The sequence below is a fragment of the Streptococcus sanguinis genome (assembly GCF_050222175.1).
GTDB lineage: Bacteria > Bacillota > Bacilli > Lactobacillales > Streptococcaceae > Streptococcus > Streptococcus sanguinis_M.
Genome location: NZ_CP071420.1, coordinates 829,486 through 846,087, shown reverse-complemented (window position 1 = coordinate 846,087; position 16,602 = coordinate 829,486). Strand labels below are relative to the sequence as shown.

Annotated in this window: 14 protein-coding genes and 1 other annotated feature; of the genes, 1 reads left to right on the top strand and 13 read right to left on the bottom strand. The window is 41.9% G+C overall.

All coding sequences use genetic code 11. The features are described 5' to 3' along the window. Window positions 1-9 precede the first annotated feature (9 nt). The 3 genes from infC to J1C91_RS04290 all read right to left on the bottom strand — a co-directional run bounded on the left by infC (window position 10) and on the right by J1C91_RS04290 (window position 1,838). The gene (infC, locus tag J1C91_RS04300; protein ID WP_002895037.1) at window positions 10-540 is read right to left on the bottom strand and encodes a translation initiation factor IF-3; all 531 of its coding nucleotides are present in this window, start codon (window positions 538-540) and stop codon (window positions 10-12) included. Between the two features lie 16 nt (window positions 541-556). Beyond that, window positions 557-687: a sequence feature (ribosomal protein L20 leader region), on the bottom strand. 26 nt (window positions 688-713) lie between these two features. Next, window positions 714-1,391, bottom strand: coding sequence for a (d)CMP kinase (gene cmk / locus J1C91_RS04295; protein ID WP_002909356.1), 678 nt, complete (start codon window positions 1,389-1,391; stop codon window positions 714-716). 9 nt (window positions 1,392-1,400) lie between these two features. Further along, window positions 1,401-1,838 carry an SAG1386/EF1546 family surface-associated protein gene (locus J1C91_RS04290; RefSeq protein WP_002895035.1) on the bottom strand — a complete coding sequence of 146 codons (438 nt, stop codon included), beginning with the start codon at window positions 1,836-1,838 and terminating at the stop codon, window positions 1,401-1,403. Between the two features lie 45 nt (window positions 1,839-1,883). Here J1C91_RS04290 and J1C91_RS04285 point away from each other — a divergent pair, with 45 nt between their 5' ends. Further along, a complete protein-coding gene (locus J1C91_RS04285) occupies window positions 1,884-2,081 on the top strand; it encodes a ferredoxin (RefSeq protein WP_312022720.1) in 198 nt (65 codons plus the stop codon). Here the strand turns inward: J1C91_RS04285 and J1C91_RS04280 are convergent. The 10 genes from J1C91_RS04280 to J1C91_RS04235 form a co-directional block, all read right to left on the bottom strand. Then, window positions 2,078-2,566, bottom strand: coding sequence for an EbsA family protein (locus tag J1C91_RS04280; protein WP_002900006.1), 489 nt, complete (start codon window positions 2,564-2,566; stop codon window positions 2,078-2,080). The genes J1C91_RS04285 and J1C91_RS04280 overlap by 4 nt on opposite strands. 79 nt (window positions 2,567-2,645) lie before the next feature. After that, window positions 2,646-5,114 carry an LTA synthase family protein gene (locus J1C91_RS04275; RefSeq protein WP_125438129.1) on the bottom strand — a complete coding sequence of 823 codons (2,469 nt, stop codon included), beginning with the start codon at window positions 5,112-5,114 and terminating at the stop codon, window positions 2,646-2,648. Between the two features lie 57 nt (window positions 5,115-5,171). After that, a complete protein-coding gene (locus J1C91_RS04270) occupies window positions 5,172-6,842 on the bottom strand; it encodes a rhamnan synthesis F family protein (RefSeq protein WP_125438133.1) in 1,671 nt (556 codons plus the stop codon). 16 nt (window positions 6,843-6,858) lie between these two features. Then, window positions 6,859-8,064: an ABC transporter ATP-binding protein gene (locus J1C91_RS04265; RefSeq protein WP_002909350.1), complete on the bottom strand. Its 1,206-nt coding sequence runs from the start codon at window positions 8,062-8,064 to the stop codon at window positions 6,859-6,861. Next, on the bottom strand, window positions 8,064-8,870 hold the full coding sequence (locus J1C91_RS04260; protein ID WP_002895024.1) for an ABC transporter permease: 807 nt from the start codon (window positions 8,868-8,870) through the stop codon (window positions 8,064-8,066). The genes J1C91_RS04265 and J1C91_RS04260 overlap by 1 nt, the downstream gene beginning before the upstream one ends. 5 nt (window positions 8,871-8,875) lie before the next feature. Beyond that, a complete protein-coding gene (locus J1C91_RS04255) occupies window positions 8,876-9,811 on the bottom strand; it encodes a glycosyltransferase family 2 protein (RefSeq protein ID WP_125342316.1) in 936 nt (311 codons plus the stop codon). Next, window positions 9,808-10,956, bottom strand: coding sequence for a beta 1-4 rhamnosyltransferase Cps2T (gene cps2T, locus J1C91_RS04250; RefSeq protein ID WP_125342317.1), 1,149 nt, complete (start codon window positions 10,954-10,956; stop codon window positions 9,808-9,810). Before cps2T ends, J1C91_RS04255 begins: the two co-directional genes overlap by 4 nt. A gap of 113 nt (window positions 10,957-11,069) precedes the next feature. Continuing rightward, complete coding sequence (locus tag J1C91_RS04245; RefSeq protein ID WP_125438136.1) at window positions 11,070-12,317, bottom strand: glycosyltransferase family 4 protein; 1,248 nt, start codon at window positions 12,315-12,317, stop codon at window positions 11,070-11,072. Between the two features lie 3 nt (window positions 12,318-12,320). Next, a complete protein-coding gene (locus J1C91_RS04240) occupies window positions 12,321-13,628 on the bottom strand; it encodes a DUF2142 domain-containing protein (protein WP_002909346.1) in 1,308 nt (435 codons plus the stop codon). Then, window positions 13,615-16,596 (bottom strand): rhamnan synthesis F family protein, encoded by a 2,982-nt coding sequence (locus J1C91_RS04235; RefSeq protein WP_002909345.1) that lies wholly within the window; start codon window positions 16,594-16,596, stop codon window positions 13,615-13,617. Before J1C91_RS04235 ends, J1C91_RS04240 begins: the two co-directional genes overlap by 14 nt. Window positions 16,597-16,602: the final 6 nt, after the last annotated feature.

The window sequence follows — 16,602 nt, the reverse complement described above, 5'->3', positions numbered from 1 at the left end:
TCTGACAATCTATTTTTTGTCAGGAATTGGCGCCATCTGCATGAACATCTGACGTCCATCCATCTTAGGCTTTTGCTCAATGATAGCAACATCTTGAGTCGCTTCAGCAAAATCTGCTAAAACTTTAGCCCCGATTTCTTTGTGGGTAATCATCCGGCCTTTGAAGCGGATAGATACCTTTATTTTATTTCCTTTTTCAAGGAACTTGCGTGCGTTGCGAAGTTTAGTGTCAAAGTCTCCCTTATCAATGGTTGGGCTGAGACGGACTTCCTTCACAGTAACAACACTTTGTTTCTTGCGTTGTTCTTTTTGTTTTTTCTGGTACTCAAATTTGAACTTGCCATAGTCCATAATTTTTGCAACAGGTGGTTTAGCTTGTGGCTGAATCAGGACCAAATCGACATTTGCTTCATCCGCAAGAGACTGCGCTTCGCTCAGCGGTTTAATACCTAATTGTTCGCCGTCAAGACCGATCAAGCGAACTTCACGCACACGAATTTCATCATTGATGAATAAGTCTTGTTTTGCTATGGTTTTCACCTCTTTTTTTATTTTTAGAGAAAAACAAGTGCGGACCTGCTAACGCAAACCCGCACTACACGATAATATTTCATTACTGAAACTGAATCCTGTAGAGCCAGACAACGTTAGTCGCAAGGCGAGAAGCTCTCACTTCTGCTTTTCTCAACTCTACTATCATACCAAGTTTCATTTTATTTGTCAATTATTTTTTTCGCTTTTTCTTCGATAAATGCAACAACTTCAGAAATGCCAACACCCGTGGTATCAAAATGAATGGCATCGTCTGCCGGTCTCAATGGCGAAACCTCGCGATGACTGTCCTTATAATCCCGCTCTGCAATTTCTTCTTTCAGTTTCTCCAAGTCAGCAGGAATACCTTTTGATAAATTTTCCTTATAACGGCGCTCAGCTCTTTCATCAACCGAGGCTACCAGATAAATCTTGAGCTCAGCCTGAGGCAAGACAACCGTTCCAATATCACGGCCATCCATGACAATCCCTCCCTGAGCTGCAATTTGCTGCTGCAAGGCCACCAGTTTCTCACGGACTTGAGGAATGGCAGATACCCAGGAAACATTATTGGTAACTTCATTTTCCCGAATCGGGTGAGTCACATCCACGTCGCCGACAAAGACTAGCTGCTCGCCATCTTCCGCTCGACCAAAACTGACCGAATGATTATTGAGCAAGTCTACAATTTCAGTGGCATCTGCTTCTGTCAGATGATGCCGCAGAGCCAGATAGGTTGCAGCCCGGTACATGGCTCCTGTATCTAAATAAGTATAGCCAAAATCCTTAGCAATAATCTTGGCAACGGTCGATTTTCCACTGGAAGCAGGACCGTCAATCGCAATTTGAATCTGTTTCATGGCTGGCTCCTACTCAATCTTCACAACGTCACCTGGATTGGCATACCAAGAACCAGTAGACATATGAGAAGGGTTAAGCTGTTCCAGCTTGGCAATAGAAATACCTGCACGCGCCGCAATGGCTGCTTCTCCTTCGCCAGGCTGAACAGTCAGAGTCCCTTCAGAGGATTCTGTGGTATTTGCCGCCGTCTGCTCTGCTGTAGAAGACGCTTCACTGCTAGAACTTGCTGCTGAAGTGCCGTAGAAACCTTCCATTTGGGTCTGTCTATTACTTCCTCCAGTAGACAGATAGGTCAGGAAGCATACCACCGCAACCACTAAAATACAGAAAATAATGGTTAATATGGTCAATAAGCGGTCTGCATTCAAGGCGCTAAACTTCTTAGTTCGTTTCAACTTATCTTCTCCGTTATCGTATACATCTTCTTCCCATGGTTCTTTTTCCATGACTTCCTCCTTGAGTTTTTCTTAAAATCTTATTACAATATGGGTATGAAAGTAACACTCATTCCCGAACGGTGCATTGCCTGTGGGCTTTGTCAAACCTACTCAGATCTTTTTGACTATCATGACAATGGCATCGTCAAATTTTACCAGGACGACCAGCTCCTAGAAAAGGAAATTGCTGAGGATCCCGATGTCGTGGAAGCCATCAAAAGCTGCCCAACCCGAGCTCTTTTGAAAGACTAGGATTTTTTGGACTGACTGCCATAGTAAGCTTCAAAATAGTCAATATGGGTAAAATTATCTACTAATTCTACCTCACCCTTAAAATGCTCATTAAGGGCCAGGGCATTGACAAAATATTTCTTAGGCCACTTGCGCATACAAAAACTCCGGCTGCGGTTCTGCCCTTTAAAATATAAGGTAATTGACGTCTTAGTCACTTCGACTTTTTCAATATCTGAAATCTTGACCTTTATCGGAGTAAAGGGATTGGCTGTGATAATTCGCAAGGTTCCATCATCATAAATGGTAAAATAACGATGAACTCCCATTCCCAGCAAAACCATGAACAAGAAGAAAGAAAACAGAACAAGAGTCGGCACTCGTGAGCTTTCATACATCAAAGCTAGACCAACAAAAATCGGAATGACCGATAAAGACCAATATATTATCAGGATAGCTACATCTGGCTGCCAGTGATAGCGAACCTTACCGAAAATCTTTATCATGCTCACACCCCCATACTACTAGTTTAGCATAAATTAAGAAAAAATAGAACAGGTAGACTTGCCTATTCTATTTTTTTATTTATGATTTTGCTGTCTTAAAGAAGCTATCAGACAAGTAACCCTTTCCTCTGACCATATCATACTCAATCAGTTTCAAATCATCTGCTATTTCTTGAGCTTCTTCGTCCAATTCCTTTTTATCGACACTTGCTTTATGCAATACTTCTGTTAATAAAGCATAGTAAGGTGATACTTTGGAATTGGTCTGCTCCAGTAAGAGAGCGGAGAAATCACTAGAATTGACTCTTGGATAATCGAGTTTAGGAGTTTCATAATTACTCCAAACGAAATAATCTGTCAGATATTGGCTTTCTGGATTTTCTTTAAAGGCTGACTGAGGATAGAGACCAGGCAAATGGTCACCGTAAAAGACGACTGTTACTTTTTTATCTACCTTTGAAAGCTTCTCCAAAAACTCCTTGGTCGCCTGATCTGTATGGTAAAGCATTCTGACATAGCTGGAAAGAGATTCGTTCCATTCCTTGCTAAAGTCAGGATAGCTGGCAGACATGTAGACAGGATTAGGCTCACTCCAAGGCATGTGATTCTGCATGGTCATGACAGAGAAAAACTGTCCCTGCTTGCCATTCAAATGCTCCAAGACTTGATTGTAAGTCGTTTTATCGCTGTAATTACCACCTATATTATCACCCTTCAGGCCTTTAGTGCCATAGTGAATAAAGGTATCAAATCCCAAATCCTGATAAATGACATTTCTTGCATAATTGCTAGGGGAGGCCAGATGGATTACTGTCCGATTCTTAGATGAATAAGCATCACTAATGGAAGGAAATCTATTCATCCTCGGGACAATTTCAGTATAGAGAACCGAAATAGATGGAGACAGATTATAAAAAGGCAAACCTGTCAGGGTCTGAAATTCCATGTTGGCCGTTCCTCCACCATAGCCGTCTGACTTCATCAGTCCACTGGTGGTGCGAGTTTTAACTTCCTGAATATAAGGAATTGGATTCTCAGACATAGTAACGCCATCAACCCGAGCTGGATCAGAAAAACTTTCACTCAGGAGATAAATTACCGTTTGATCTTCGATTTTATTCTGGCGTTCTTTGTTAATAGCTTCCGCAACATTCTTATACTTTTTTTCTATCTCTTGAATCTTTTCCTTAGAATAGCCACGTGGCTCAATCATGGTTGTATCCGACATCTGTGAAAACCAGACAAAAGAAAGAGAGCGCAGCTGTGAATTGACAGTATTTCCCATCCAAGTCAGGTCATGGTAATTATTTAAGACCGAAATGACTGGGATATTCTCTACTATTTTGCCATTCTTTTTAGTGGCAAATATATCCATGACTCCCAAGAAAAAGACCAAGGGCAGGACTAGCAAGAGAAGCTGGTATTTAAGAAGGGTAATGAGCTTGCCTGGCAAGATTTTCTTGCGCAAATACCAATAGAGAGCGCCTAGAGCAGCAAGTCCCAAAATAGCATAAAATCCATAATTGCCTCCGAGAAAGTCAAAGAGAGTCTTGGGATTTCTCAGCCAGACCATATCACTAGGCAATATTGGCTCTTGGCGATACTGAAATTTTAGACTGCTGGCTATGGAAGCAACCACTACTAGCGCTGTTATCAGCATGGTTGGCAGGAGAAAATGATTGAAAATCAGGTAAAGAGCCATAAAAATCATGAAAAAAACAATGATTTGAAAGAGACTGGCTCCAGTAAAAAGATACTGATCCAAAACAATCACATCTCCTCGGATACTATTTTGGATTGTATAGTTAAATATAAGAGCAAACACTGCACTCAACACAAAAGCAACAGAAACACTGGCTTTATTCTGAGCGAGATCACGCAATCCCTTAACAGCTAGAAAGCTGGGGAGAGAAAGCAGGATAAAGATTAGTGCGATAAGGCAGAGGAAAGTTAGCACAAAGTTCTGCGTTATATCCAACTTGCCTTCCTCAAGGAAATTCACTAAATAGCTTTGGTGATGCAGCAATTCCGGCATCTTATCGTCCATCAAAGCAAGAAATAGGAAGAGTTGGGATAGAAAAAGATTTTCCAGTACCTCTCTATTTTTCTTAGTAACTTGCAAGAACTTACCTGGGAAGCGTTTTTTAAGCTTTGGAAAATGGATAAAAATATACGCAAATAAGAAAATCAAAAGCAAGCCAGGCAGGGAGTTAAACTGCCAAAAATGATTGCTGAAAACCCGTTCTGCTTTGAACTCAAAATCATTGACGTGCTGAGTTACTGTCAGTAAGTAAGAAAATCCTGTATAGAGAGCGTAAATAATAGCTGACCATACGAAGAATCTTTTGCTGAAGAGCTGAGACAAAAGCTTACCCAAGCAAAACAAAAGAGGGAGCAGCATCAGAAAGGCCAGCCACAAGGCTGGATAATTCCGCAAATCTTCGCCTTCCTCCAATAGTAAAACTGTCGTGACAGCGACTATATCTAAAAGTAAAAAACTAATCAGCAGGTATGAGAACTGCTTATAGTGGTTGAATAAAAATTTCATTTTTCTTTCTGGTAAATAGTTAAATTCTCTAGCGAGATTTTTTGTGAATTAAGAATCTCACTTTTTCTTTAAAAGATTGGACAAACGATTTCTAATCTTTTGAGATAAATTTTTCTGACTTAATTTTTCTTTTTGCTCGGTCAACTCTGCCTTTTTCCTCTGCCAGTCCAGTAAAGAGGGGAGGGAAGATAAGGGCATAATCTTGAAATCATAATGACTGTCCCAAGCTAGATAAACCAATAAATGCTCTAAAACATCAGACAGCTCCTGCTCAGAGGATGGCAAGCTTTCTAAACTCTTCATCTGGAACAAACTAGCCAAAGCAGAGTATTTAAACCATACAAAGCCACCATAGACTCTCGTTAGAGAAGGGGGAGTCATAAAGTCAAAAGACTTATGCAAACCAGCTTCCTGCCAGATAGCAGCCAGCCTTGGACGCGGCGGTTCTGACTCAAACAAGCCATCTCTGACTAGGCGCGGCAAATCTGGAATAACCAGCCCTACAGCAGACTCCTGCTCTAGCGCTTCTATGCTTGTATCTGCATAATAAACCATCATATTTATCAAATCAGAGCGCATAGCTTGGTCAAAAACAGCCTGATTCTCTACCAATTGATGAGTAGATAGATGGCCGATATAAGCATAGTCTTGCAGAATTTCCTTCTGGTCTAGCATGGCAAGCCAGGCATGCGATGCCTGACTTAGGACAAGCTGAACTTTATCGCCCAGATGTGCCAGCGCTGTCTGCAGCTGTTTCAGCATTTCTGGCTGCGCTACAGTCACTAAATACTGATACTGAGATGACAGAGAGAATAGCTTGTCCTGATAGTGCTGAAAAATAGGAAAATCCGTTACATGAATATGCAGGAGGACAGGCTGATCAGCCCGATAGTTCGAAGTTGCCTGAGACAAATACTTGTCCTGTAGCAAACAAGGAAGGTCAGGACCAAAATGATAGAAAAGGTGTTCCCTAATAAGCGAAGTCGGATAGGATGAGCTTGTTTCAAGTTCTTCCAGCAAATACCTAGCCAAAAAAGGATTGCCTGTGAGAGCTTTTACCTTTAGAAAAGGAAGCTTTGCTTCCAGAATCTTAAGTGGCTTATAGTATGAAAAATCTGGATGAAGCAATTCTCCCGCTTCTTCCTGACGGGTATCAAGGAGAGCTTGATATCTGAATCCTGCCTCTAAAAAACGCTTGGTAAACTTAGTCTCGTAATGGTCTATCACATCTTGAACGTCAGCAAAATCTTCTACCTGAGACCAAAATTCTCGGAAAGCCTTGTCTTTAAGAACTGACTTCTTAAAGGTGACAAAGTAGCTCTGCAGGTGTTCTTCAAAGTACCTGGTCTTGCGAAAATTAGTCATTCCCCAAAAATCGACTTGCGAATCCTCTTCAAAGCGCTGATAAATGGACGCCAAATCCCATAGCGGACCAAAGCAAGTGTCGTTCATGAGAGTCAGAGAGTCTGAGTTCTGCAAAGTGTCAAAACCCAGCCAGTTCATACCGTCACGCCAGGCTGCAAAATCAAAGCCTCGATTATCACGCTCAAGCAAGTCAGAAATTCCCAAGTCTTCTCTCAGCCGGCATTTGTCCTCATTGCTCAAAGAACTATTTGAAATAAAAATAATCTTAGAAAAAAGCGGCTTTAGCTGCTCCAATTGATAGAAGACATGACCGCTTATATGATTGCATTTATTGAAATGAACATAGAGTAATATTCGTTCCATGAAAATACCTTATTCTTTATGATTGAGAAATCTTCCAACTGCCATTACGCTGGATTAAGCCAGTGGCAGAATCCTTAGCAGAGACATCGTCATCCTTAATATCCTGACGATTGACTAAGATAACAGGGTTGTTCTGAGAGTCTGCAAAGGCTAGAATCTGTTCTTCCTGATCCCGCACTGAAACCTGCAGTTTTAACTTAGCGTTATTTATCTGTGACACATGGCACTTGTAAGTCAAGCGCTTCTGTCCAGGTCCTTCTGTCGGCTGATCCATGGAATTATCATTGTAAAGCCAGATGGTTCGATCGATATCTGTCAGAGAAAAGGAAACATAGGTCGGTAGGTCTTGATTCACCTGATAAGAAATTTCAAATTCAATCTCTTGTTCAGGTGAAATCTGAGGCGAATGCAAGAGCTTAACTTTCAAATCAGAAACTGCTGCATTCTCAACCTGAAATCCTTCGTTCATGGCTTTTGTTTCAGTCGCATTGTCCAGACTATACTGGTTGGCCACATCATCTGGATTGCCGATAGCCTTGACCAAGCCATTTTCAATCAAGACAGCCTTATTACAATATTTTTTAACAGCTCCCATGTCATGGGTCACCAGAATGGTCGTCTTACCTGACTCCTTGCGATCTTTGAAATAGTCATTACACTTACGCTGAAAGGCTTCGTCCCCAACAGCCAAGACCTCGTCCAAAATCAGAATATCACCCTGAGCCTTGATGGCCACAGAAAAGGCCAAACGCACCTGCATACCGCTGGAATAGTTCTTGAGTTTTTGATTCATAAACTCGCCCAGCTCAGCAAACTCCACGATATCATCGTACATGTCGTCTACTTCTTCTGTTGAGAATCCCAGCATGGCACCATTCATATAGACATTTTCGCGGCCAGTTAGTTCTGGATTGAAACCGACACCCAGCTCAATAAAGGAAACCAACTTACCATCAATAGTTACCTTGCCCTTCTCCGGAATATAAATCTCAGAGATAATTTTCAGGAGAGTGGACTTACCGGAGCCATTACGGCCGACAATCCCGTAGAAGTCCCCTTTTTCAACTTCAAAGGAAATATCTTTCAAAACATGCTGTTCTTTGTAGCCTTTGATCCCCTTAAAACGATTGACCAGACTGGTTCTCAAACTCTGAGTAGCCTCAGTAGGCAATCGAAAGAATTTACTTACATGGTCGACTTTTACTGCAATATTATTTGACATTATAAAATCTCCGCAAATCTCTTAGCATTTTTATTAAAGAAGAACAAACCTAGAGCCAATATCACAAAAGGAATCAAGTAAGGAATGAGGGCGATTAGTTTGTTATTCACGATATCCCAGCCTCTAACATTGACAGGAGAAACGATGAAATGGCGCATATCCTGCAGCATCTGAGCAATCGGATTGAGCATCATAATTTTAGCGACAAAGAATTGCTTCCGCTGCAAAAGAAAGGTCAGAGAGTAAATAATAGGACTAGCATACATTCCTGCTTGAAGAGCCACTTCCCAAATCGGTCCAATATCCCGATACTTCACAAACAAGGAAGACAGCATGAGGGCACAGCCCATTGCCAAGACCAATACCTCCAGAAAAAGAGGAATAATCACTAGCGTATGCAAGCCGAATTCCACCTGATTGATCAAGGCGAAAAGGAAAACAACGACCAGATTAATCAGAAAATTGATTGCCGCTCCAAGAACGGATGAAATGACGATGGTATGCTTGGGAAAGTTTAATTTACGAAGCAAATCTCCCCGAGAAACGATGGAAAGCATGCCCATATTGGTGGCTTCGGTAAAGAAAGACCAGAAGACCATCCCCAGCAAGAGTCCTACTGTATAGTGGGGCGTTCCGTCATCAAAGCGCAAAAAGCGGACAAAGACCAGATACATGATGGTAAACATCATCAATGGCTTCAAAATCGACCAGAGATAGCCGACCAAGGACCCTTGATAACGCAACTTAAAATCCGTCTTGATTAATTCTTTCAAAAGAATTCGATTTTTTTTACTAAAAAAATCCATGAATATTACTCCTTATAAGCAAACTTTGTGAGAATGAGACTCGTAAAAACAAGGGTATGAAAAGTGCGGTTTTTACGGTAGCCATACTGGCGAATCCTGCGCCAGCGCTCCTTAAAAGGAACCTCCATAATGGTCACAAAGTTCTCAATTAACTCTCTATTTTCAGCAGTCAGCGGCAGGACCAGCAAATTTCTAGCCTGAGTCTGACTGTCTTTTATCAGTTTCCAATATTTGGTAAAAAGAACATGGGGACGAACCCAGTTTTTTACGCGTTTTCTGAGCGTTCGAGCTCCTAGCACATTATTCGAATGCTGGCGATAGAGCTCACCCGGCTTGTCAATATAGACTAGATTGCCAAAAGCCGCAGCCAGCAAGCCCAGATACCAATCGTGCATGAGCAGTTCATGCTCTTCCTTCCCAGTCCAGAGTTGAGCCAAGGCGCGATTTATCATAGAAACACCGCCCGTCACCGTATTCTCCGTCAACTCTTGGATTAGTTCTGTATTAGCATGATCTGACTGAGTGCGAATCATACTTTCGTGAACAACCTGTAGCTCTTGATCTACGACCTTCAAGTCAGTATAAACCAGCAAGGGCAGACTGCTATCATACTTGTCTGCCTCAGCTAATTGCATGGCAATCTTGTCTGGCAGCCAAACGTCATCTTGGTCGCTAAAGAGATAGAAATCCGAATCTTGGTATTTAAGCAGGCTATGAAAACTCTGAATGACACCCAGATTTTGCGGATTTTTCCGATTGATAAAGGCAATGCGGTCATCCTTGTGACAAAAGTCCTCAATGACAGCCCGCGTCCCATCTGTAGAGCCATCATCACGAATCAGCAGCTGCCAATCCCTATATGTCTGCTCTTGGATACTCTTAATCTGCTCGGCCAGAAACTGTTCCCCATTATAGGTGGACAGAAGAATGGTCACTTTCATGATAAAAATAAATCCTCGTATTCACCCACAATTTTTTCCCAGGTGTAGTTTTCTTTCATATTTTCTTTGGCTGCTTGACCTAGCTCCGTAAACTCTGTTTGCGCATCTACTCGGTCAATTAGCTGGGCCAGCTGGCCAGCTTCTTTTTGCCAGTAGAGAGCCGTTTCTTTTGCCACCTTCCGATTAAAGTCCACATTTAGCACCAGATTGGCATCTGTCTGAGCCAGTGCTTCCAAAAGTCCCGGATTGGTCCCACCAACCTCATGTCCATGTATGTAGGCAAAAGCATGATTACGAATATATTTGAGCAAATTCTGATCATAGACCGTACCGACAAACTTAATGCGAGAATCACGGTCAAAGCCTGTTTTCTGCTTGAGCTCTTCAAAATAGAGATTGCCCTCATGATTGCAGATAATCAGCAAATCACGTTGGGTTTTGGATTTCATAAATTCTTGAATGATGGTTTCATAGTTGTTTTCCGGAACGAAGCGTCCGACAATAAGGTAATAGTCTTTTTCCTTACTGGCCCACTTTTCAAAGAAGACCCTGACCTTGCCTTCGTTTTCCGTCAGATTGGACAGATAAAGGTCGGTTCCATAAGCGATACAGGTCGTTTTAGCCCAAGGATAAGCTTTTTGAATATAGCTTTCGATGCCTTGGTTGTCCGCAATAACCAAGTCTGCATGCTTGGTCATGACCTTTTCAGAATACTTGAGATAGGATTGGACTGGCTTAGACCACTTGGCCCGCTTCCACTCCAACCCGTCAGGATTGATAAAGAATTTACCGCCTGCCTGATGGATACGACGAGCAAAGGGAAAGATAAAAGCACCAATCGTATTTCCAAGAATGTAAAAAATTGGCTCTTCAATCTGCTGTTTCCTGACAAGTTTGAGGGCGTAGGAGACAGCCATCATGTCATAGGCAATTACACGGGCCGGACCAAGCTTGGGTGGCTTGACTGTAAAGCAGTCTACTCCCTTGTAGTCAAAATGATGAAAAGCTTCATCATCTGATAAGCAAGCCACATGATATTGGATTTGAGAAGAGATTTGATGCTCTGTCAATTTCTCAACAAAGGTTTCAAATCCTCCATATTTGGCAGGAAGTCCCCGACTCCCGATGATGAAGACATGTTTCATGATTTCCCTCAATTCAAGATTTTACAATCCATTCCATTATACCACTTTCTAGTGTGTTTGTATAATACAAAAAGGACAGGTAGAGCCGCGGCTGCACTTGTCCTTTTCTTTCTTTAACCTCTTCTGCCAGAAAGCAGCTTATTTTTCACTTTGCGTAAGAAAGAGCTGGCTGGTTGAGAAGGTAAATTTGTATCCAATAAACACTTGACATGACGCAAAGAGTTAGCCTTGTATATTTCAGTGTTTTCAATCTTATCCAATAAGTTTTGGTAAACACTCTGAACCGTGTAGCGCTCTTGGATTTTTCCAAGATTGGCCACCGACTGGTCTTTCAATCTCTCAAAGTTTGCCAAGGCAATGTTTATCTTATCAGCCAACTCCTCGATATTGCCAGATGAATACAGCTGACCTTCTTCAAAGATTTCATAGGCAGATAGATGACCAGGATTGTCCGACAAAATGGTCGGAAGGCCATTCATAATCGCTTCAATATAGACTAAGCCAAAGGTTTCCATCGCAGACGGAAATACCGCAAGATCTGCTTCCGTCACCTCTACCCAAGGATTGTCCTTGTGTCCCAAGAAACTAATATTTTTGACCTGGTGTTCGGAGATATAAGTATCGCATCTTTTTTTGTACTCATCATCCCAGGAACCGATAAAAACTAAGGCCGGTTTTGGCTGAGATAGCTGGTCATAGGCTTTTATCAATTCTAATTGATTTTTCCGCTCTGTCAAGCGTCCAACTGACACAATACGCCTTTCGGCTCCATCCTTTTCTTCTGTATCAGTAGGCTGAATTTTCGTAAAAGGGGCAAAAGACAAGACTTTTCTGTTGGGCAGCAGCTCCTGTAACTGTCTCTGCAAGGCACCTCTAACTGCAAATATTTCCTGCGAGTAATCACTGATAAAATCTAGCTTTTCCTTATAGTAACCAAACTCTCCGTCAGGAAATTCATGAATCAGCCAGAAATGCGGAACATTCTCGCAGGCCGCTGCCACTGCACCTTGAAACATATTGACCGTGTTGGTAATAACCAAATCAATCTTTCGCTCCGTTAGTATCTTTCTGAGCACTGAGGTATTTTCTTGATAAGAGCGAGACCTAGACTCAGGACTGTCTGGTAGGCCACCAGGAGCGTCCTCCCACCACCATTTAACTGACGGCAAGGCTATAGTCTCAATACCCAAGGCTGCCAAGCTGGATATATAGTCCTGCTGAACGGCTACATGATAATCCGGAATCGCATTGATAACCTGATGGCCCGTCTGGACCAAGTATTCCATCAAATTGACAATAGAGATTTCAGCTCCATTATCCAGCGTTCCAGTCGGCGAAATGAATAATATCTTTTTTTTCATAGCTTATCCTAATACATTCCAATAAAAGGGCACCATCAAGTAAAGGGAGACCAAGAAGTTAGCTAACAGAGTCCCAACCATCATTCGATTCACCACCCTGTCTTTAATGTCCAAGGTCCCTAGATTAGCAACAGTTGGTAGCAGTAAGATCAAGAAGGGTGTAAAATAACGTCCCTGAGCACCAACAGATATCATGGCACCTTTACCTAGAACGATGGGCGTCCACTGCAGATACATAATCGACACAACAGCAATCACTTGAACCAGAAACAGATAACGCGACATGACTGTATAGCCCTTGGTCATAAAATCTTTCTGCGACTGCAAGAAGATAAGCGCCAAGACTGCCACATCAATAAAAATCAACCAAAGCGGCAGCTGGATAGTAAAATTCCCCAAAAAGCCAAACATACCGATTGTCAAAATCGTATTCAAGTCGCCATTAACACTTTGCTTAAAGAGCGTATTCAGCAAAACTTGGCCATAGTGCAAGAGCCCACCCTGATTTCGAAAGGCTAGATGCAGGGCAAGAAAGAAAGCTAAAAAGCCAAGTAGATAGAAGATAGAGCGATAACGAGCTACAAAAGCTTTGGTTGCCGCAAAAGGCTTGTTCAGAACCGCAAGGAATCCTTCAAACTCAAAGTCAACAAAAGGCAGCAAGCCTAACAAAAGAACATTATTCGGTTTGGTGACAAAGAGGCCTATAGAAATCACCAAAAGCTCAAGTACATTTCTGTTGGTAAATTTCTTATGGTAGGCAATATTGGTCAAAAAGCCAACCGCCAACATAATCTCCAGATAGCTCATCACATCGTAAGAGAGAGAAGCAGCCTGCTGGACCATAATAGGCAAAAGAGATAGGAAAAGCAGAGCTTTTTTGCCATATTTGAAGTATTTAATCAGCAGATAAACCCCGATGATATATGCCAAAGCATTAAAGAGCCTCCCCATCATCACGATGAAGCCTACTGACGGATAAAGCATGCTTCCCAAGGTCATACCTAGTAGCTGAGGCAGAAAAGAGATAGCCTTGAGATTAAAGCCAAAGGTAAACTCTTCTTGCGCCAGATCTATCTTCTCTGAGAACAGCTGCTTGTACTCTGCCGGAGAAACATTCGGAGCGGATGGGATTTTATCCATCCATTTATATGTTCGACTAGTCGGTTTATGGAAGATTTCCCATGTCATACGAGCATGATTGGTCTCATCAGGCACTCGATTAATCGGTTGTGCAATCATAAAAGTCAAGACAAAGACACTTGCCAATAATAAGAAAATATTCTCAACTTTTACTTCTTTATTTCTTTTCAAAATAAGTCACCATTTCATCTTTTTTATCTAAACTGCAATTTTCTAATACAAAAGCGTAGGCGTTCTCTGCCAGTTCTCTACGTAAATCAGCAGAAAGAATCAAGCTCTCCAGCTTTTCTTTCCATTCACTATCTTTAGCCAAAAGTCCCGTCTGACCGTCAATCACCATGTCAGAAAAAGCACCAATATGACTGGCAATCGTTGGTACCTTGACCAGAGCTGCTTCTATCCACTTGATTTCTGACTTAGCCCGATTAAAGACTGAGTCAACCAACGGAGCTAGATTAATATCAACCTGACTAATCAGCTGAGGCAAGGCCTTCCAGTCCACATACTCATGGACGATAATACGCCGCGAATATTGTTTCATATCCTGAGGGATATCCAAGTGCCCTACAATATGAAGCTCCACGGATGGGTAGTTGTCAAGCACTTCTTTGATAGCCGGCTTGATGAGTTCAAAATTTTCATTGTGGCTGATAGAACCAGAGAAATAACCGATTTTGATTCTGTCGTCTGCACCAAAGTCTTCCTTCAAGAACTGCGAGCTAACCGCAATCAATTCGCTGGACGCCAGATTACGATTCAGCAGGACGGAGTCCTTGTATTTGAGCAATTCCTCTTTTAGCTGATTAGTGGAGGTAATCGCCCCATCACAAGCCGCCAGCATTTTCCCGTAATTCTTGACACCAGCATCGTAATTGCCCTTTTCCTTCTCAGACAAACCTTGGGTATAGCTAAGCTGATCCGTATAAAGGGTATCAAAGACCAAATCATCAATATCAAAATAGACTGGCTTATGCTCCTCCCGAGCCAAATCGCATAAAAGCTGGAGCTGGGCGGACCAAGGAGCGCGGTAGATAATGATGTGGCTAGCATACTGGGCCTGAGCCAGACTAAACTCAGACGCATTGACCACTTTCACAGCAAAGCCATTCTTTCTAAGCTGCTCTGCCTTATTGAGAACACGGTAGCGCGTACACTGCGGAATGATATTCTCTACACCGTCAATGATGAGAATGTATTGATCACGAGGCACCGCTTTAAATTTTTGAACAATGTTCTCAAGAATCTCCACTGGGTAGTCTGTCTTCTCCCGAACATAGTCCAATACATCAGGAACCTCTGACTCTCTTCCCAGACCCTGCCATAAAAACTGCTGATCATCATAATTCTTCAAAGAAGTATACTTAATCAGAGGACTGCCCGCCTTTAACATCCTTAATGGATGAATATACATAGCCGAATCCCGATTTTCGTGAACCAAGGCATCGTAACGATAGCCCAAGTCAGCAAAGTACTTGGTAAAAGTCGTTTCATGCTTTCCGATAGCTTCTTCCCGTGAATCCGTGTCAGTCAGCACTTCCCAATAGTCGTAAAATTCTTCGGACTGAAGCAGCAAAGGCTCAATCACCAAAAAATAAGACTGTAGGTGATTGGGAATGTAACCATAGCGGTTAAATCCAGTAATATCTTCCTGGGTCTCACCATAGGAAATTCCCCAAAAATCAAGATTTCGGCCAGCCATAGTTTGAAAGACAGCCGCCAAATCACTCATAGGGCCGATATTGGTGTCATTGACGAGCATCAGCTGAGAACAATGCTGCAGCGTTTCCTTTCCTAAGGAAAGAATGCCTTCACGAAAAGCTGCCGTATCATAGCCGGTATTATCCCGCACCAAGACTTGACCATACTGTCCTAAGATTTCTAAATCCTCTGCAGCCAGTCCACCATTAACGACGATGAGAGTATTATCAGCCAAAACTGCTAACTTTTCTAAAAAGATAGTCTTATACTGCTGCAAGCGTGGCTCAGATTCAAAAATGACATAAATTAAGACTTTTTCGCCACTTGAAACTGAAGCTAAAGCTTTTTCTCGTTGAGAGTTCCGTAGCCATTGATAATAATAAACCTTAGGAGACTTAACTTGGCGTTTCAAACGAACCAGCTGTTGCTTAATCCGACTTAAAGCAGCTTTGATACTGCGAGGATTTTTGACTAATCGAGCCAGACGTTTCAATGGCGTAATCATGCCATTCCCCAGTCGATAGGAAATAGATCGGCGAATACGAAATTGCTCCTGAATAGCCTCATCTCGCTGTTCTTTTATCGTTCTCAGCCTGAATTTCAAGGAGTCTAGATTTTTATATAACTGTCGCTGATCCTCCTGCAGTTCAAGAACATAGTCGTTCACTTTATCCATATGCTGAATCAACTCATCCAAACGACCTTCCAGTGTAAATATGTTCTTGCCCAGAGCTTGGTAAATTTCATCTGGTATCTGTCTCACATACTTACGCAGGATTTTCAGATACATTTCGTAATGATATCTCGTAGAATCCCGTTTAGAGATTGACTCCTTATCAAAGACCCGGTAATTCAGCTTTGTCTTTACATTATAAACTGGTTTCGCACCTTGATTGATAATTAAGTTTAAAAGAAAATCATAGTCTTCCAGTTTTTCACGATTCAGCGCTTCATCATAATAAATACCATCAGCAACCGAACGACGAATGAGAGAACAGTTGGAAATATAATTCTCCGTTAAGAAAGCTAGCTTGTCAAATGGCCGTGATTTAAGGTAGAACTCCTTTTTATCAGGATTATACAAATCACCATAGACAATATCTGCCTCCTCTTGCACCATGCTTGTATAGAAGCTCTCAATATAGTCTGAATCCAGAAAATCGTCACTATCCACAAAAATAAAATAAGTGCCTTGAATTTGCTGCAAAGCCTTGTTTCTTGTCTTGACAACCCCCATATTTTCATGGCTTTCAAACCGCGTCGAAAAAGGGGAATCCACCAAGACAGACTCTATGATTTCAGCAGAATGGTCAGAGGAGCCATCATCCAATACCAGTAACTCAATATTTCGATAGGTCTGCTCAAAAATACTGCGCAAACACTGTTCAATGTAATCTTGATGGTTGTAACAAGTTACAACAACAGATATTAAATCTTTCATATACTT